Source organism: Pseudomonas sp. AO-1 (genome assembly GCF_019775695.1).
GTDB lineage: Bacteria > Pseudomonadota > Gammaproteobacteria > Pseudomonadales > Pseudomonadaceae > Aquipseudomonas > Aquipseudomonas parakoreensis.
Genome location: NZ_CP079947.1, coordinates 750597 through 768396, shown reverse-complemented (window position 1 = coordinate 768396; position 17800 = coordinate 750597). Strand labels below are relative to the sequence as shown.

The 17800-nt window shown below is 60.3% G+C and carries 17 protein-coding genes; 5 read left to right on the top strand and 12 right to left on the bottom strand.

Translation table 11 applies throughout. The features are described 5' to 3' along the window. Positions 1-97: 97 nt before the first annotated feature. Genes pqqC through KVQ82_RS03535 form a run of 4 tightly spaced genes read left to right on the top strand, consistent with a single transcriptional unit; the run spans position 98 to position 4031 of the window. The gene (gene pqqC / locus KVQ82_RS03550) at positions 98-850 is read left to right on the top strand and encodes a pyrroloquinoline-quinone synthase PqqC (protein ID WP_096796665.1); all 753 of its coding nucleotides are present in this window, start codon (positions 98-100) and stop codon (positions 848-850) included. Beyond that, positions 847-1122, top strand: coding sequence for a pyrroloquinoline quinone biosynthesis peptide chaperone PqqD (pqqD, locus tag KVQ82_RS03545; protein WP_222018053.1), 276 nt, complete (start codon positions 847-849; stop codon positions 1120-1122). The genes pqqC and pqqD overlap by 4 nt, the downstream gene beginning before the upstream one ends. Continuing rightward, positions 1094-2254, top strand: a complete 1161-nt coding sequence (pqqE, locus tag KVQ82_RS03540; protein WP_222018051.1) for a pyrroloquinoline quinone biosynthesis protein PqqE — start codon at positions 1094-1096, stop codon at positions 2252-2254. The genes pqqD and pqqE overlap by 29 nt, the downstream gene beginning before the upstream one ends. Further along, a complete protein-coding gene (locus tag KVQ82_RS03535; protein WP_222018049.1) occupies positions 2220-4031 on the top strand; it encodes a S9 family peptidase in 1812 nt (603 codons plus the stop codon). Before pqqE ends, KVQ82_RS03535 begins: the two co-directional genes overlap by 35 nt. A gap of 83 nt (positions 4032-4114) precedes the next feature. Here KVQ82_RS03535 and KVQ82_RS03530 read toward each other — a convergent pair whose 3' ends face one another. From KVQ82_RS03530 to KVQ82_RS03520, 4 genes are all read right to left on the bottom strand, one after another. Further along, positions 4115-4951 carry an IS3 family transposase gene (locus KVQ82_RS03530; RefSeq protein ID WP_260687688.1) on the bottom strand — a complete coding sequence of 279 codons (837 nt, stop codon included), beginning with the start codon at positions 4949-4951 and terminating at the stop codon, positions 4115-4117. Then, positions 4948-5250, bottom strand: coding sequence for a transposase (locus tag KVQ82_RS31485; protein ID WP_232967021.1), 303 nt, complete (start codon positions 5248-5250; stop codon positions 4948-4950). Before KVQ82_RS31485 ends, KVQ82_RS03530 begins: the two co-directional genes overlap by 4 nt. Before the next feature lie 176 nt (positions 5251-5426). Continuing rightward, the gene (locus KVQ82_RS03525) at positions 5427-5585 is read right to left on the bottom strand and encodes a YqaE/Pmp3 family membrane protein (protein ID WP_003228885.1); all 159 of its coding nucleotides are present in this window, start codon (positions 5583-5585) and stop codon (positions 5427-5429) included. Positions 5586-5781: 196 nt separating this feature from the next. Then, positions 5782-7065: an aspartate aminotransferase family protein gene (locus KVQ82_RS03520; RefSeq protein WP_041069994.1), complete on the bottom strand. Its 1284-nt coding sequence runs from the start codon at positions 7063-7065 to the stop codon at positions 5782-5784. 169 nt (positions 7066-7234) lie between these two features. Here KVQ82_RS03520 and KVQ82_RS03515 point away from each other — a divergent pair, with 169 nt between their 5' ends. Then, positions 7235-8164 carry a LysR family transcriptional regulator gene (locus KVQ82_RS03515; RefSeq protein WP_121187517.1) on the top strand — a complete coding sequence of 310 codons (930 nt, stop codon included), beginning with the start codon at positions 7235-7237 and terminating at the stop codon, positions 8162-8164. 227 nt (positions 8165-8391) lie between these two features. Here KVQ82_RS03515 and KVQ82_RS03510 read toward each other — a convergent pair whose 3' ends face one another. From KVQ82_RS03510 to bioF, 8 genes are all read right to left on the bottom strand, one after another. After that, positions 8392-10170: an acyl-CoA dehydrogenase C-terminal domain-containing protein gene (locus KVQ82_RS03510; RefSeq protein WP_222018047.1), complete on the bottom strand. Its 1779-nt coding sequence runs from the start codon at positions 10168-10170 to the stop codon at positions 8392-8394. A gap of 189 nt (positions 10171-10359) precedes the next feature. Next, on the bottom strand, positions 10360-11649 hold the full coding sequence (locus tag KVQ82_RS03505; RefSeq protein ID WP_041069989.1) for a GGDEF domain-containing protein: 1290 nt from the start codon (positions 11647-11649) through the stop codon (positions 10360-10362). A 193-nt stretch (positions 11650-11842) separates the two neighbouring features. Then, positions 11843-13648, bottom strand: coding sequence for a phenylacyl-CoA dehydrogenase (locus KVQ82_RS03500; protein WP_041069986.1), 1806 nt, complete (start codon positions 13646-13648; stop codon positions 11843-11845). Between the two features lie 276 nt (positions 13649-13924). Beyond that, entirely contained in the window at positions 13925-14221 is a 297-nt protein-coding gene (locus KVQ82_RS03495) for a hypothetical protein (RefSeq protein WP_041069983.1), read from the bottom strand. A 109-nt stretch (positions 14222-14330) separates the two neighbouring features. Further along, on the bottom strand, positions 14331-15011 hold the full coding sequence (bioD, locus tag KVQ82_RS03490) for a dethiobiotin synthase (protein WP_222018045.1): 681 nt from the start codon (positions 15009-15011) through the stop codon (positions 14331-14333). Further along, positions 15008-15820: a malonyl-ACP O-methyltransferase BioC gene (bioC, locus tag KVQ82_RS03485; protein WP_174376955.1), complete on the bottom strand. Its 813-nt coding sequence runs from the start codon at positions 15818-15820 to the stop codon at positions 15008-15010. The genes bioD and bioC overlap by 4 nt, the downstream gene beginning before the upstream one ends. Then, the gene (locus KVQ82_RS03480; protein WP_222018043.1) at positions 15813-16544 is read right to left on the bottom strand and encodes an alpha/beta fold hydrolase; all 732 of its coding nucleotides are present in this window, start codon (positions 16542-16544) and stop codon (positions 15813-15815) included. Before KVQ82_RS03480 ends, bioC begins: the two co-directional genes overlap by 8 nt. Then, entirely contained in the window at positions 16537-17715 is a 1179-nt protein-coding gene (gene bioF, locus KVQ82_RS03475) for an 8-amino-7-oxononanoate synthase (protein WP_222018041.1), read from the bottom strand. The genes KVQ82_RS03480 and bioF overlap by 8 nt, the downstream gene beginning before the upstream one ends. Positions 17716-17800: the final 85 nt, after the last annotated feature.

The following is a 17800-nucleotide window of genomic DNA, read 5'->3' as shown; positions in this document are numbered from 1 at the left end:
TTCTGTGGCGTACACAAAAACTGTGGGAGCTGGCTTGCCAGCGATGACGTCCGACCAGACACCCAAGATTTTAACGGTTGTTCCCCGGAGAACCGCAATGACCGACACCCCGCTGTCCCCCAGCGAATTCGAAGCCGCCCTGCGCGCCAAAGGCGCCTACTACCACATCTACCACCCGTATCACGTGGCGATGTATGAAGGCCGTGCCACCCGCGAGCAGATTCAGGGCTGGGTCGCCAACCGCTTTTACTATCAGGTGAACATCCCCCTGAAAGACGCGGCGATCCTCGCCAATTGCCCGGATCGCGAGATCCGTCGCGAGTGGATTCAACGCCTGCTCGACCACGACGGCGCCCCCGGTGAAGACGGCGGGATTGAAGCCTGGCTGCGCCTCGGGCAAGCGGTCGGCCTCGATCCGGATCAGTTGCGCTCCCAGGAGCTGGTGCTGCCCGGCGTACGTTTCGCTGTCGATGCCTACGTCAACTTCGCCCGCCGCGCCAGTTGGCAGGAAGCCGCCAGCAGCTCGTTGACCGAGCTGTTCGCGCCGCAGATCCACCAGTCGCGCCTCGACAGCTGGCCGCAGCATTACCCGTGGATCGACCCGGCCGGTTACGAATATTTCCGCACCCGCCTCGGTCAGGCGCGGCGCGATGTCGAGCATGGTCTGGCGATCACGCTTGAGCATTACAAGACCCGCGAGGGTCAGGAGCGCATGCTGGAAATTCTCCAGTTCAAACTGGACATTCTTTGGAGCATGCTCGATGCCATGAGCATGGCTTACGAACTGAACCGCCCGCCGTACCACAGCGTCACTGAACAACGGGTCTGGCACAAAGGAATCACCTTATGAGTTTCGATCGCAGCAAGATCCCGACCTGGCGCCCCGGCTACCGTTTCCAGTACGAACCGGCGCAAAAAGGCCACGTGCTGCTCTACCCCGAGGGCATGATCAAGCTCAACGACAGCGCCGCGCTGATCGGCGGTTTGATCGACGGTGAGCGCGATGTCGCGGCGATCATCGCCAAACTCGACGAGCAGTTTCCCGGCGTGCCCGAGCTCGGTGAAGACATCGAGCAATTCATGGAGGTTGCCCGTGCGCAGCACTGGATCACCCTTGACTGATGTGCCGTCCAGGCCCGAGGTCGGCCTGCCGCTGTGGCTGCTCGCCGAGCTGACCTACCGCTGCCCGCTGCAATGCCCGTACTGCTCCAATCCGCTGGATTTCGCCGAGCAGGGCAAAGAGCTGAGCACCGAGCAGTGGATCAAGGTGTTCCGCGAAGCGCGGGAGATGGGCGCCGCGCAATTGGGGTTTTCCGGTGGTGAGCCACTGGTGCGCCAGGATCTTGCCGAGCTGATTCGTGAAGCGCGGCAGCTGGGTTTTTACACCAACCTGATTACCTCAGGCATCGGCCTGACCGAGCAGAAGATCAGTGACTTCAAGAAGGCCGGTCTCGATCACATCCAGATCAGTTTCCAGGCCAGCGACGAGCAGGTGAACAACCTGCTCGCCGGCTCGAAAAAGGCTTTCGCGCAGAAGCTGGAAATGGCTCGCGCGGTGAAGGCCTACGGCTATCCGATGGTGCTGAACTTTGTCACCCATCGGCACAACATCGACAAGATCGACCGCATTATCGAGCTGTGCATCGCGCTCGAAGCGGACTTCGTCGAGCTTGCCACCTGCCAATTCTACGGCTGGGCGCAGCTCAACCGTGTCGGCCTGCTGCCGACCAAGGAACAATTGGTGCGCGCCGAACGCATCACCAACGAATACCGCGTCAAACTGGAAGCCGAAGGACATCCCTGCAAGTTGATTTTCGTCACCCCGGATTACTACGAAGAACGCCCGAAAGCCTGCATGAACGGCTGGGGCAGCGTCTTTCTGACGGTGACTCCGGACGGCACCGCCCTGCCCTGTCATGGCGCCCGACAGCTGCCGGTGCAATTTCCCAATGTGCGCGACCACAGCATGCAGCACATCTGGTACGACTCGTTCGGCTTCAACCGCTTTCGCGGATACGACTGGATGCCCGAGCCGTGCCGCTCCTGCGACGAAAAGGAACAGGACTTCGGCGGCTGCCGCTGTCAGGCGTTCATGCTCACGGGGGACGCGAGTAACGCCGATCCGGTGTGCAGCAAGTCCGACCATCACGGCGTGATTCTCAAGGCCCGCGAAGAAGCCGAGACCGCCACCCAGACCATCGAACAACTGGCCTTCCGTAATGAACGAAACTCACGCCTCATCGCCAAGGGCTGAGCCTTTCAGCGCCACCCAGGCCGTCGCCGCCGGAATGGACTTCGCCGAACTGCAACTCGGTGCCAACGGTTTATTCTGGAATGAATATCGCCCCGAAGACGCCGCGTGCCGGATCTGGCACTGGCGCGACGGCGTGGCGAAATGTCTGACGCCGAATGGCTTCAGCGTGCGTAGCCGGGTGTACGAATATGGCGGTGGCGCGTTTTGTCTGACGCCGGACGGGGTGGTTTTCGTCAATGAGGCGGATCAGCAGTTGTATCGGCAGGCGTTGCAGGGTGCGCCTGAGGCGCTGACGTCAGGCGAGTGTCGTTATGGTGATCTGCATTTTGCTTGCGGGCAGGTTCTGGCGGTTGAGGAGCAGCAAGATCAGCATCGACTCGTCGCCATTGATCTGGCTGACGGCACCCGGCATTTGCTGGCTGAAGGTGCGGACTTCTATGCCGCGCCCACCATCAGCCCGAATGGCCGACGTTTGGCGTGGATCGAGTGGAGCCGACCGCATCAGCCATGGACTTCAACTCGCTTGATGGTGACTGAGCGTCTGACCGACGAAGCATTTGCGCCCCCGATATGCGTGGCTGGCATCGAGCGTGAAGAGTCGATCCAGCAACCGCGATTCGACACTGAAAATCGCCTGTACTGCCTGACCGATCGCGGCGGTTTCTGGCAGCCGTGGGGCGAAACGTCTGACGGTTTGCAGCGACTGCCCTGCGCCGAGGCCGATCATGCGCCCGCCCCTTGGCAACTGGGTGGCTGCACCTGGTTGCCGGTGGGTGATTCGTTTGTGGCGAGCTGGACCGAGGGCGGTTTTGGTCGCCTGGCGCTGAACGGCGAAGACTTCACCGGCGACTACAGCCGTTTCCGGCACCTGGCGCTAAATCAGCAATTCATCTATTGCATCGCCGCCTCGCCAATCAGCCCGTCGGCGGTGATCGCCATTGATCGCTCGACTCGCTCGGTGCAAGTGCTGGCCGGTGGTATTGCGCCACTGCCGGCGGAGCGCATCAGCCGGCCGCAGACCTTGCGCTACCCGAGCGGCAGCGGGGAGGCCCACGGCTTCTTTTATCCGGCGATGAACGAGGAAGCGCAGCCACCACTAGTGGTGTTCATCCACGGCGGCCCGACCTCGGCCTGCTACCCGATGCTCGACCCGCGCATTCAGTACTGGACGCAACGCGGTTTTGCTGTCGCCGACCTCAACTACCGCGGCAGCAGCGGTTATGGCCGCGAATACCGTCAAGCGTTGCATCTGAGCTGGGGCGAGGTGGACGTCGAGGACGCCTGCGCGGTGGTGGCGTATCTGGCCAGACAAGGTCTGATCGACGGCGAGCGCGCGTTTATTCGCGGCGGCAGCGCCGGGGGTTACACCACGTTGTGTGCGCTGGCGTTTCACCAGGTGTTCCGCGCGGGCGCCAGCCTCTACGGCGTCAGTGACCCGGTAGCACTGGCCCGCGCGACCCACAAGTTCGAAGGCGATTATCTCGACTGGCTGATCGGCGATCCCCAGCAGGACGTCGAGCGCTACGCCGCACGCACACCTTTGCTGCACGCGAACAACATCCGGGTGCCGGTGATCTTCTTTCAGGGTGAACTGGATGCCGTGGTGGTGCCGCAACAGACCCGCGACATGGTCACGGCACTGGAACGCAATGGCATCCCGGTCGAGGCGCATTACTACACCGAGGAGCGCCATGGTTTTCGCCGGGCGGTGAATCAGGCGCATGCGTTGGAGCAGGAGTGGAAGTTTTATCGGCGGGTGATGGGGTTGGTGGACTGAGCACTGCGCCTCTTTCAAAATAGCGCCGTCCCCATCGCGGGCAAGCTGAACTGGTCAAGTAATCTTGGACACTGATTAAGGTTTCACGCCGCCAACTTCTCCCTGGCGACTGGTGACCGATAGTCGTTGTAGCTATGTGGCCTGGTGATGTTGTAGCGCGATACATAGCGCTGCACATCCGCTCGGGCCTCATGCTCCGATTCGTAGCCTGCTTCTGGCACCCACTCTGATTTCAAACTTCCAAAGAAACGCTCCATCGCAGCGTTGTCCCAGCATTCGCCTTTACGGCTCATGCTCTGCCGGAGTCCATGTTCCAGCAGTTCATTTCTGAATTTATGGCTGGTGTACTGGCAACCTTGGTCGGAGTGAAACAGTACGTCTTTTGGGCGACCGCGTAGTTCAATCGCCATCCGCAGGGCTTCGCAGGTCAGCGTGGCATCGGAGATCATCGAAAATGACCAGCCCACAATCCGGCGAGCGAACAAGTCCAGAACCGCCGCGAAATACAGCCAGCGCTTGCCGACTTTGATGTACGTCACGTCCCCACACCACACCTGATTGACCGCCGTAACATCAAACTTGCGTTTGAGCACATGCGGTGCCACCAACGCTTCCACGCCAGGTGACTTGTACTTATGGCGCCGGCGTTGACGGCTGACAATGCCTGCTTCTCGCATCAAGCTGCGAGCCATGAACCGCCCGACATCATGCCCGCCTGCTTGCAGCTGTTTAGCCAAGGTACGAGCGCCCGCGGACTCTCTCGACGCCTTGTGATGCTTGACCAGCATGGCCTTGAGCTTCTCTCGCCTAGGGCTCACTTTGCCTTGGCGCTGACGCCATGCGTAAAAGCTACTGCGGTTTATTCCGAACACACGACAGCAATCGTTAACGCCATACTGCTCGCCCAGCTCACAGATCAACGAGAGTGATCTTTGGCGTCCAAAAGCAGGAGAGCACTGGCTTTTTTTAGGATTTCGATATCCCGGTCTCTTTGCCTGAGTAAGGCTTTAAGTTCCTGAATCTCTCTCTGATCTGCAGTAATCGCCTTGGCTCCCACCGGAGTCGAGCCCAAGCGCTCCTTACGAACCTGATCGACCCAGCGGCGCAAGGCCGTAGGGCCCATGTCCAAACTGGCACAGACCTCGGGAACCGACTGCCCCTCGTCCAGCACCATGCTGGCAGCCTTGAGTTTGAACTCACTTGAATAAGATTTACGCATATCCAAACACCTCAGATTTGGGCGCCATCATAGCGCCCGATTGAGGTGTCCAAAATCATTAGGCCAGTTCAAGCCCGCTCCCACAGGTTCTTTGGTGTACACAAAATGTGTGACCTACCGAAAACACTGTGGGAGCGGGCTTGCCCGCGATAGCAATTTATCTTGCGCCGCTGAACTCAGCGCTTGGCGATGATGTACACCGCATGAACGATCCCCGGGATATAACCACACAGCGTCAGCAGAATGTTCAGCCAGAACGCCCCGCCGAACCCGACCTGCAGAAACACACCCAGTGGCGGCAACAGAATGGCGATGATGATACGAATGAAGTCCATGGGTCAGCTCCTGAATGGGGGTTGGCTCACATGAGCCATACAAGCTAATCGACCTGCGCCGTTCGTCAGGGTTCAGTGCAAACGCCATTTGATCGCCACTATCGGGCATAAAAAAACGCCCCACGCCAAAAGAATCAGGCGTGAGGCGTGCGTTATACCGCGAGACGGTTCTTGAAATCGGGCAGGAAACTTCAGTTCAGACGGCAATCCCTTTGCGACATTGCAGTTGCGCGGTGCGCACCCGCGAGAAAGCGCGGGCCAGGCGCAGGAGCATTTCGTCGATGTTGGCCTTGCTGACGGTGAGTGCCGGGGTGAAACGCAGGCAATCGGCTTGCGGCGCGTTGAGCAGCAGGCCTTCGTGCAGGGCGGCACTGACTACGGCATCGGCGCAATCCTCTGACAGGCTCAGTCCCCAGAACAGGCCTTGACCACGCAGTTCGCCATGGCCGTAACGGTGCGCCAGGCGCGCAAGTCCCTCGCGCAAGTGCTGACCGTGGTCTTTGACCTGTTCGAGAAATGCCCGGTCCTGCACGCTGTCGAGCACCACCAGACCGGCCGCGGTCATCAGTGCATTGCCGTGATGAGTGCCGCCCAGTTCACCCGCATCAAAGCAGCAGGCTTTGCCTCGGGCCAGCAGCGCTGCCAGCGGCACACCACCACCCAGGCCCTTGCCGAGTACGACAATATCGGCGCGCACACCGTAGGACTGCTCGGCGAGCAAACTGCCGCAGCGGCCGATACCGGTCTGCACTTCGTCGAGGATCAGCAGAATGCCCAGTTCGCGGCACAGCCGTTCAACGCCTTTGAGGTAATGCTCAGTGGCCGGAATCACCCCGGCATCGCTCTGAATCGGCTCGAGCATGATCGCCACGGTTTGCGCATCGACAGCCGCGTGCAGCGCCGGCAAGTCGTTGAATGGCACCAGATCGAAACCTGGCAGCAGCGGAGCGAAACGGTTGTGCAGGTTGCAACTGTCTGACGCGGAAATCGTCGCCAGACTACGGCCGTGACAGCCTTGCTTCGCCACGATGATTCGCGACGCCCCACCACGATGCAGCTGACCCCATTTGCGCGCCAGTTTGATCGCTGCCTCGCAGGCTTCGCTGCCACTGTTGAGCAAGTAAGCCTGGTCGCTGGAAGTACTGGCACACAAACGTTCGGCAAGGTTGAGCATGCCGCGATTGTGCAGATTGAAGCCGGGATTGATCAGTGCCTGAGCCTGACTGGCAATCGCTTTGACCAGCGCCGAGGGGCTGTGCCCCAGACTGTTGGCACCGCCGGCCTGAGAGAAGTCGAGGTAGGCGCGATCATGACTGTCCCACAGCCAGGAACCCTGACCACGAACGAACACCTGCAGCGGGCGCTCGACGCTGGGCATCAAGCGCTCGGCATTCAGACTGTCGCCTGCCCCGGCGGGATTGGGCTCGAACGCGAGGTCATCGAGACTCGGCGCCTGGCGCCGCAAACTGAACAGATTCATTGAAAAAAACCTCGTTTGAGGTTTTTTGAACTGCCTATGCAAACACTGTCGAAGCAAACGCTATTCATCGCGCTTTCTGGCCCTGTAAGCCTTGTGATTGCGGTTAGACTAGGCTCAGAGCGGGCTTCGAGCCATTTCGATTTACCAGCATTTTCGATAAGTATTACTTATGGATTTCAAACAACTGCGTTATTTCGTCGCGGTCTACGAAGAAGGCCATGTGGGCCGGGCCGCTGAGCGTCTGTCGATCTCGCAACCGGCGCTCTCGCAACAGATCCGCCAACTCGAGCAGAACCTCGACGTCACCCTGTTCGAACGTAGCAGCAAACGCCTGCTGCCGACCCTCGCCGCGCACACTCTGTACAACCACGCGCTACCACTGCTTGATGGACTGCAGCGAGCACGCGAGGCATTGGGCAATTTCAAGGGCCAGGCCTTGCGCACCCTGGCGATCGGTGTACTGCAAACCGTGCACACCAGCCTCGTCCCGCAAATGCTCGAGCGGGTACGCAAAGCGCAGCCGCACCTGGTGGTGCAGATTTACGAGCTGACCGGTCTGGAGATCGAGCGCCGCCTGCTCAACGGCTCGCTGGATATCGGCATCAGCTACCTGCCACCGCGACAACCCGGGCTGCATGGCGTGATGCTGTATGAAGATGAGCTGACGCTGGTGATCCCGGCGGATCATCCGCTGCGTGAATTCAAGAAGGTCTCGATGCGACAGGCAGCGGAATTGCCGATGTTGCTGCTGGGCGAAGAGTTTCAGATCCGGCAGATCTGGCAGGCGCAACTGACCAGCCTGGGGCGACGCCCGCAAGTGCAGGCCGAGCTGAACAATATGCTGGGGATTCTCGACAGTTTGCCGCACACCAAACTGGCGACGGTGCTGCCCGGGCGCTCACAGAGGGAATACGACGATCAGGATCTGCTGTGGAAGCCGCTGAGCGAGCCACGGGTGCCCCTGCAGGTTGGCCTGGTGTGTCGCGATGTGCAGCGCCAGCAGGCGTCTCTGGCGTTGCTGCGCACGTTGCTGGAAGAGGTGATTCAGCGTGAAGACAAACCGCTGAAAGCCGCGCCACCACTGGATCCGCTGCCCTGAAAACTTTTCTTCAGACAAAAGAAAACCCCGCCGAAGCGGGGCTTTGCAGACTGTTTCCCTGACATCCATTTCACTCCGCCACCCTGGCAGAATCCTACGTGTCCGTGTTGTTGCTTTGCGCTTCCTGCGCGACGTCCATGAGTTGTAGATTAGCTGTGGATCCAATCTACGCCTATGGGAGAACAGCAGCACGTCATGTAAGAGAATGCTTACATGACGTTACATCATCAGAACTGTTCAGCGTTCAGCAGGAACAGCGACTCGCTGCCCGCCTTCACCGATGCGCTCAACGAGTGGATACGCGGCAGCAGGCGGGCGAAATAGAAGCGCGCGGTGCCTAGCTTGCTGGCGTAGAAATCGTCCTGCGCTTCTTTGCCCAGCGCGGCTTTCGCCATCAGTGCCCACATGTAGGCATAAGCGGTGTAGCCGAACGCTTGCAGATATTCGACCGAGGCTGCGCCGATTTCGTTCGGATTGGTTTTTGCCCGATCCAGCAGCCACGCCGTCAACTCGTCGAGGGTGCTGACGGCATCGTTCAGCGGCTTGGTGAATTCGCCGAGGTCAGCGCTGGCGGTCGCGGTGAAGTGGCGGATCTCGTCAGCGAACAGCTTGTAGAACGCGCCGCCGCTGCCGACGATCTTGCGCCCGACCAGATCCAGTGCCTGAATGCCGTTGGTGCCTTCGTAGATCTGGGTGATGCGCACGTCACGCACCAGTTGTTCCTGGCCCCACTCGCGGATGTAGCCGTGGCCGCCGAAAATCTGCTGGCCGTGAACGGTGGTTTCCAGGCCCAGGTCAGTGAGGAATGCCTTTGCCACCGGCGTCAGCAACGCGACCAGATCTTCTGCGCGCTTGCGGGTGGTGGCGTCTTCGCTGAACTTGGCGGTGTCGAGTTGCATCGCCACGTAAGTGGAGAAGGCGCGACCGCCCTCGTTCGAGGCTTTCATGGTCAGCAGCATGCGACGCACGTCAGGGTGGACGATGATCGGGTCGGCAACCTTGTCCTTGTTCTGCGCGCCGGTCGGCGAACGGCTCTGCAGACGATCGCGCGCGTATTCGACGGCGTTCTGATAAGAGCGCTCGCCGCTGGCCAGGCCTTGAATGCCGACGCCCAGACGTTCGTAGTTCATCATGGTGAACATCGCCGCCAGGCCCTTGTTCGGCTCGCCGACCAGATAACCCACGGCTTCGTCGAAGTTCATCACGCAGGTCGCGGATGCCTGGATGCCCATCTTGTGTTCGATCGAGCCACAGTTCGCCGGATTGCGTGCGCCCAGACTACCATCGGCATTGACCATGAACTTCGGCACCAGGAACAGCGAAATGCCTTTCGGACCAGCCGGGGCGTCCGGCAATTTCGCCAGCACCAGGTGGATGATGTTCTCGGTGAGATCGTGCTCACCGCCGGTGATGAAGATCTTGGTGCCGCTGACCTTGTAGGAACCGTCGGCCTGCGGTTCGGCCTTGGTGCGGATGATGCCCAGGTCGGTGCCGGCGTGCGGCTCGGTCAGGCACATGGAACCGGCCCAGATCCCGGCGTACATGTTCGGCAGGTAGGCGGCTTTCAGCTCTTCGCTGGCGTGGGCGTTGATCGACAGGCAGGCACCGGCGGTCAGCATCGGGTACAGACCGAACGACAGGCTGGCGGAGTTGACCATTTCTTCGACCTGCGCCGAAACGGCTTTGGGCATGCCCATGCCGCCGTAGGCCGGATCGCCACCGACTCCAACCCAGCCGCCCTCAGCGTAAGTCTGATAGGCCTGCGGGAAACCGGCCGGCGTGGTGACGGCGCCGTCCTTCCAGTGGCAGCCTTCTTCGTCGGCAGCGCGGCTCAGAGGCGCGATACTTTTGCTGGTGACCTTGCCGGCTTCTTCGAGAATGGCTTCTACGGTTTCTGCATCGACAGTCTCGGCCAAGGCCGGCAGTTCGGCCCAGAGTTTGGCGACTTCGAATACTTCATTGAGGACGAAGCGCATATCGCGCAGCGGCGCTTTGTAGTCAGCCATGGCAAACCTCGCAAGATCTAAACAGGTGATTCGTGGAAGAGTGTTTTCGTTGAGGCCGAGTGTACCTCAACAACTTTTGCGACACATAGGGTCAACCGGTGACTGATTTGTTATTTTTGGTCACCAGCATTCAGAGATAAAAGAAAGCCCGCAATCAGCGGGCTTTTGAGTGATGACGTGTGGCTTGAGTCAGCCAGCGGCGCTGTCCATCCGCACCGCGCCGCGACGGTTCTGTCCGAACGCCATGACGCAGTTACGCCCGGCGCCCTTGGCGCTGTACAACGCCTGGTCGGCAGACTTGAGGACTTCTTCCGGCGTTCGCTGCTCGACGCGTTCGGCAACACCGATACTGACCGTCACCGAGACACTGGAAGCACCGCTGCCGCCACGCCGCTGACGACCTTGCTGGTCATCTTGCGGACGGTTTTCCTGATTACGCAGCTGAATGTTGTAGGAAGCAATCGACTCGCGGATCACTTCCAGGTGCGGCATGCATTCCTCGAGGGTTTTGCCCGCAAACACCAGGGCGAATTCCTCACCGCCATAGCGATATGCCCTGCCGCCGCCGCTGATTTTCGACAGTTTGCTCGCGACCAGGCGCAGCACCTGATCACCAACGTCATGACCGTGGGTGTCGTTGAATTTCTTGAAGTGATCGACGTCGCTCATCGCCAACACATAATTGCGACCCAGGCGCTGCATGCGCTCATTAAGCGCGCGCCGCCCTGGCAAACCAGTGAGCTCATCGCGGAAGGCCATTTGGTAGGCCTCATGCGCCACGGCGGCGGCAATCATCAGCATCACCTGACTGCACATGATGTTCAGGGTGAACGGCAGGATGAAGGTTTTCGGCAGCATCCAGAACAACCCGAGCAAGCCGACCAGTTGCGCCGCATGCAACGGGCGCGGGTTGCGCCAGTATTGCCAGGCCAGCAGCAGGAACGCCGAGAGAAACACCGGATAGGACATCTGGATCAGGCTCATCCAGGCGCCGTGCAGCGCAGGCCAGCGGATTTCCGAGAGCCACATCAGCAACGCCTGGGGATAACTTTGCTCAAGACCGAGGGCGACGCTGCCAAAGGCCAGCAACACGGCGAACCGCGCGACCATGTCCTGAAACAGATGGGTGCGCTCTTGCCACGCGGCGAACAGGCCGAACAACAGCGGCAACAGCAGACAGACCAGATGAAACACCACCGCGGCGTCTTCGCGCACTTTGCCGTTATCGCGGTAATAGTCAGTCTGGGTGTCGAGCAGAAAGTAGGCGATGTACACCGTGAGCATCAGAAACAGTTCGCGCTGACGTCGGTAAACCGCACAGTAAGCGCCGCCCAACAGCAGCACCAGAGTCGGCAACACGTTGAACAGCGATGTGAAGAACACATTGAGGTCTTTGACGTACGCAGCCGCCAACCCCGCAAGCAATAACAGCAGTGAAGGCAGGAAATGACTGAAACGTACAGCGGAAGAACGCGGCAAGGGTAAAGCTCCGACCCGTCATATCAAAGAGATGGCATTGTGCCTGCAATGTGGCCAGTTAAGCACACACAATGTGATCCAGATCACAGGCAGTCTCTTTAACGGCAGAAAAGCCGGGTTGCTGAGCGATTCAGCAACAAAAAAAACCGCTGCCCCCGGAAGAGCAGCGGTTTTGGTCAGACCGCGTTGAGGCTTAGTAGCCCAGTGCGAAGTCTTCTTCTTTCATGTCCATCAGGTTATTGGCGCCCGACAGCATGGTGGCCACGTGGGTTCGGGTACGTGGCAGGATGCGCTGGAAGTAGAAGCGCGCGGTTTGCAGCTTGGCGGTGTAGAACGCCTCGTCGGTGGTGCCGGCAGCCAGTTTTTCAGCAGCCAGGCGCGCCATGTCAGCCCAGAAGTAGGCCAGGCAGGCGTAACCGGAGTACATCAGGTAGTCCACGGAGGCCGCGCCGACTTCTTCACGGTCTTTCATGGCGGCCATACCGACCTTCATGGTCAGCTCGCCCCATTCCTTGTTCAGTGCAGCCAGCGGTGCAACGAATTCTTTGACGGCTTCGTTGCCTTCGTTGTTCTGGCAGAACTTGTGAACGATCTTGGTGAAGCCTTTCAGGGCTTCGCCTTGAGTCATCAGCACTTTACGGCCCAGCAGGTCGAGTGCCTGGATGCCGGTGGTGCCTTCGTACAGCATCGAAATGCGGCTGTCGCGAACGTTCTGCTCCATGCCCCACTCGGCGATGAAACCGTGACCACCGTAGATCTGCACCCCGTGGTTGGCGGCTTCGAAACCGACTTCGGTCATGAACGCCTTGGCGATCGGCGTCATGAACGCCAGCAGTGCGTCGGCCTTCTTCTTCTCTTCTTCGTCGACGCCGTACTTGACGATGTCGACCTGTTTGGCGGTGAAGTACACCATCGCGCGGTTGCCTTCGGCGAAGGCCTTCATGGTCAGCAGCATGCGACGTACGTCAGGGTGCACGATGATCGGGTCAGCGGCCTTGTCCGGCGCTTTCGGGCCAGTCAGAGAGCGCATTTGCAGACGATCGCGAGCATATTTCAGGCCGCCCTGGAAGCCGATTTCGGCGTGGGCCAGACCTTGCAGCGCGGTACCCAGACGTGCGGTGTTCATGAAGGTGAACATGCAGTTCAGGCCTTTGTTCGCCGGGCCAATCAGGAAACCGGTGGCGCCGTCGAAGTTCATCACGCAAGTGGCGTTGCCGTGAATGCCCATCTTGTGTTCCAGCGAGCCGCAGCTCACTGCGTTACGCGCACCGATGGTGCCATCGGCGTTCGGCAGGAATTTTGGAACGATGAACAGGGAAATGCCTTTGGTGCCAGCCGGTGCGTCCGGCAGGCGGGCCAGTACGATGTGGACGATGTTGTCGGCCATGTCGTGTTCACCGGCCGAGATGAAGATCTTGGTGCCGGAAACCTTGTAGGAGCCATCGGCCTGAGGCTCGGCCTTGGTGCGCAGCATGCCCAGGTCGGTGCCGCAGTGCGGTTCGGTCAAGCACATGGTGCCGGTCCATTCGCCGGAAACCAGTTTGGTCAAATAGGCTTCTTGCTGCTCAGGGGTGCCGTGCTCGGAGATGGTGTTCATCGCGCCGTGCGACAGGCCCGGGTACATGCCCCACGACCAGTTGGCTTCACCGACCATTTCGCTCACAGCCAGACCCAGCGACTCCGGCAGGCCCTGACCGCCGTGCTCGACGTCGTGCGCCAGGCTCGGCCAGCCGCCTTCGACGAATTGCTTGTAAGCCTCTTTGAAGCCAGTCGGGGTTTTCACACCGGACTCGCTCCAGGTGCAGCCTTCGAGGTCGCCCACGCGGTTCAGCGGTGCCAATACCTGCTCACAAAACTTGGCGCCTTCTTCGAGGATGGCGTCAACCATGTCCGGCGTTGCTTCGGAGCAAGCTGGAAGGCTCTGATAGTGCGCTTCGTAGCCGAGCAGTTCGTCACGAACGAAGCGAATATCACGCAAGGGGGCCTTGTAGTCAGGCATAGCGATAAACCTCTGCTGATGTAACCGGGAATGAACGACCGTGTTGATTTGTTATGACGGTCAAACAGTTGTTTGAAACATACGTTTACGCCGAAATCTTGTCAAGCGTCGATCTTTTGCCGTTCGTCATGACTTTTTTCAAATGCCGGACACGGCAAACCGCCATGAACTGCAAAGCGCCACGGGCAATGAAAAAAGATTAGTTGAGGGAGAAGGACTTACAACGAAAAACGCCGCGACAAAGCGCGGCGTTCAGCAGGCAGGGACCGCAAAAAATCAGGCAAACGTATCAATGATCGTACCGAGCATTTCATCGGAAGCCTTGGCGACCTTGGTGCCCAGCTCTACCTGAAACTTGCCCTGGGCCATTTCGGCCATGGCGCTGCCCGGATCCATTTGCTGACTGCGGTCGATACCGCGCAGACGATCGACCTGCGCTTCGGAAGACTGGCTGGTAACCGAACGCTCGATCGTATTATTGGCGATCTGGCTGGCGGCCTGATCGACACGATTCTGCCCGGTTTGAATGGTGCTCAAACCCGCATAAAAAGCTGTGTTACCGGTGATTTCCATGGGAGTTCTCATCCTTGGGAAGGATCAATGGTTGCCATTGAAGCAGAGGTGCCAGAAAAACACCCGTCAAAAATACTGATGGCACAGTGCCCTGTCATAGCCAAAAACATTAATCCAGCAGATCGAGTTGCAGATGATCCGCGACCGCCTCGGCACTGAGTGCCTTGAGTTTCGGCACGCGTCCCAGACACGGCGCGGGAAGCCGCTCGGCCAGCGTCGCCAGATTCTCTTCCAGCCGCGAGGTCTTCGGATCGATGATATTCGCCACCCAACCGGCCAGTTGCAGGCCATCGCGGGCAATTGCCTCGGCCGTCAGCAAGGCATGACTGATACAGCCCAGGCGCACGCCCACCACCAGAATCACCGGCAGCTTCAGCGCGATGGCCAGATCCGACAGATTGTCCTGATCCGCCAACGGTACTCGCCAGCCACCGGCCCCCTCAATCAAGGTGAAATCGGCATGCAGCGCCAGAATTTCGCGCATCGGCGCCAACAGCGATTGCACGGTCAGCGCGACACCCGCCTCGCGCGCCGCCAGATGCGGCGCGATGGCCGGCTCGAACGCGACCGGATTGACCTGTTGATAAGTCAGCGACACCGAACATTCAGCCAACAACGCCAGCGCGTCCGCATTGCGCAAGCCCTTGGCGGTTACCTCGCACCCCGAAGCCACCGGTTTGCCCGCCGCCGTACTCAGCCCCGCCGAGCGCGCAGCATGCAGCAATCCGGCTGCCACGGTGGTCTTGCCGACATCGGTGTCAGTCCCGGTGATGAAATAGGCTGCGCTCATAAGGGTTTCTCCAACACGGCGTAAACCACCTGATAAGTCGCCGGCAATCCCTGCGGCTGACGGAACTGTTCGTACGCCTCGATCAGGCCGAGGATCCGCGCCCGCCCGGTCAAACCACCCGGCCGCCCGGGGTTCAGATTGTGTGCACCGAGCGCCTTGAGTTCGTGGGTCAGGTTGCGCACATCCGGGTAGTGCAGCACATGCGCCTGATTCTGCAGACTCACCGAACGCAAGCCACTGGCGGCGCACAACTGCTCATACCGGGCGAATTCGCGGAAGCGGTTGACGTGCACCAGCCCATCGACCTGCCGCCAACTGTCGCGCAATTCGTACAACGTCCCGACACAAAGACTAGCAAACGCGAAAATCCCGCCCGGCTTGAGCACACGAAAAGCTTCGCTGAGCACCGATTCGAAGTCCGCACACCACTGCACCGCGAGGCTGGAGAAGATCAGCTCGCAGGTCGAATCCTGCAATGGCAGACGCTCCGCATCACCCGCGATGAAATGCTGCGCGCCGCCCAGTGGCCGTGCGTGATCGAGCATGCCCTCGGCGATATCCAGTGCCAGCCCCTGCCCCTCGACATATCGCTCGGCCAATGCGCGAGTGAAATAGCCGGTGCCGCAGCCAAGATCCAGCCAGCGCGACGGCAGAAAATCTTCCGGCAACCGCTGCAGCAACTGTGAGCCGACATCACGCTGCAATTCGGCAACACTGTCGTAACTGGCCGCCGCACGGGAGAAAGAGGCCGCGACCTGGCGCTTGTCGGGCAAGCCGCCGGGCAGCGCAACAAGAGACAAATCAGTCATCACCGCACTCGTGTAGAAAAGCCTGGATCGCACCCGCCACGCCATGGGGGTCTTCCAGAAGAAACGCATGACTGGCCTGTTCGATCAGACCAATTTCGATATCCGGCAACAGCGCGAACAACGCCCCCGCCGCTTCGGCCGGCACCAGGCCGTCCTGCCCGGCGAACAGGTGTAACTGCGGTCCGCGAAACGCCTGCAACGCTTCCCGGGTATCCAGTTGGGCGAGCAGTTCCAGCCCGGCCAACAAGGTTTCGGGGGCCGAATTCGGCGCACCGCCGAGCAGCAGTCGCGACATGCCGCGCGGGTCCTGCGCGCCCTGAGCACACAACAGCGAGAATCGTTTGAGGGTCATTCGCGGATCGGCCTGGCAGCCGCCGAGAAATGCATCGAACGTCTCGTCCGGCATCGCACTCGGCCAATGCTCGTGGGCCACGAAAGAAGGATTGCTCGCCAGCGTCAGCAGACCGCAGCAACGCTCGCCGCGCCGTGCTGCCAATTCAGAGGCAAGCATGCCGCCCAGCGACCAGCCGCCCAGCCACACATCCTGAGGAATACGTTCATCGAGATCGTCGAGCCACTCCTGCAAGTCGCTGGAATCAAGCTCGGGCAACGGCTCGATCTCGACATACAGATGCTCGTCGAGTCCCTGTAACGCTGCGGTCAAAGGCTCCAGCGGCGAAATACCAAGGCCCCAGCCCGGCAGCAGAATCAGACGATCACGCATGGCTTGGCTCCGGCGGCAGTTGGGCAAAGCAATCGGCCAGTCCTTCCAACAATAGCTGCACCTGCGCCTCGCTGTGGGCAGCGGTCAGGGTCACGCGCAGGCGTGCGCTGCCCGCCGGGACGGTCGGCGGACGGATTGCCGTGACCATCAAGCCGCGCTCGCGCAGCATCTGCGACAGGCGCACGGCGCGACCGGCATCGCCGATCAGAATCGGCTGGATCGGGGTGAAACTGTCCATCAATTGCAGGCCGATCTGCTCGGCGCCGTGGCGGAACTGGCGGATCAGCGTCTGCAAATGTTCACGACGCCAGTGTTCCGTGCGCAGTAATTCCAGACTTTTCAGCGTTGCGCAGGCCAGCGCCGGTGGCTGGCTGGTGGTGTAGATGTACGGCCGGGCAAACTGGATCAGGCTTTCGATCAGCTCTTCGCTGCCGGCGACAAAAGCACCCGCCGTGCCGAACGCCTTGCCGAGGGTGCCGACCAGCACCGGCACATCGTCCTGACTCAAGCCGAAATGCTCGACGATCCCGCCGCCATTGGCGCCGAGCGGGCCGAAGCCATGGGCATCATCGACCATCAGCCACGCGCCCCTGGCCTTGGCTTCCCGGGCCAGCGCGGGCAGATCGGCAATGTCGCCGTCCATACTGAATACGCCATCGGTGACCACCAGCGTGTTGCCCGTGGCTTTCTCCAGACGCGTGGCCAGACTGTCGGCATCGTTGTGCAGATAACGATTGAAACGCGCGCCGGACAACAGACCGGCATCCAGCAACGAGGCGTGATTGAGGCGGTCTTCCAACACCGTATCGCCCTGCCCCACCAGTGCCGTGACCGCACCGAGGTTGGCCATGTAGCCAGTGGTGAACAGCAACGCACGCGGCCGGCCGGTGAGGTCAGCCAGTGCTTCTTCCAGTGCATGATGCGGGCTGCTGTGGCCGATCACCAGATGTGACGCTCCGCCACCCACGCCCCAGCGCTCGGCACCGGCGCGCCAGGCTTCGATCACCTGCGGGTGATTGGCCAGACCAAGGTAGTCGTTATTGCAGAACGCCAGCAACGGCTGCCCGTCGACCACCACTTCAGGCCCCTGCGGGGACTCGAGCAACGGACGCTGGCGATAGAGATTTTCAGCACGGCGGGCAGCAAGGCGTGCGGCGAGATCGAAAGACATGCAGGCCTCGACAGTCAGATCAGATGAATCAAGACGGACACAGACCCTGTGGGAGCTGGCTTGCCAGCGATGACGGTGACACATT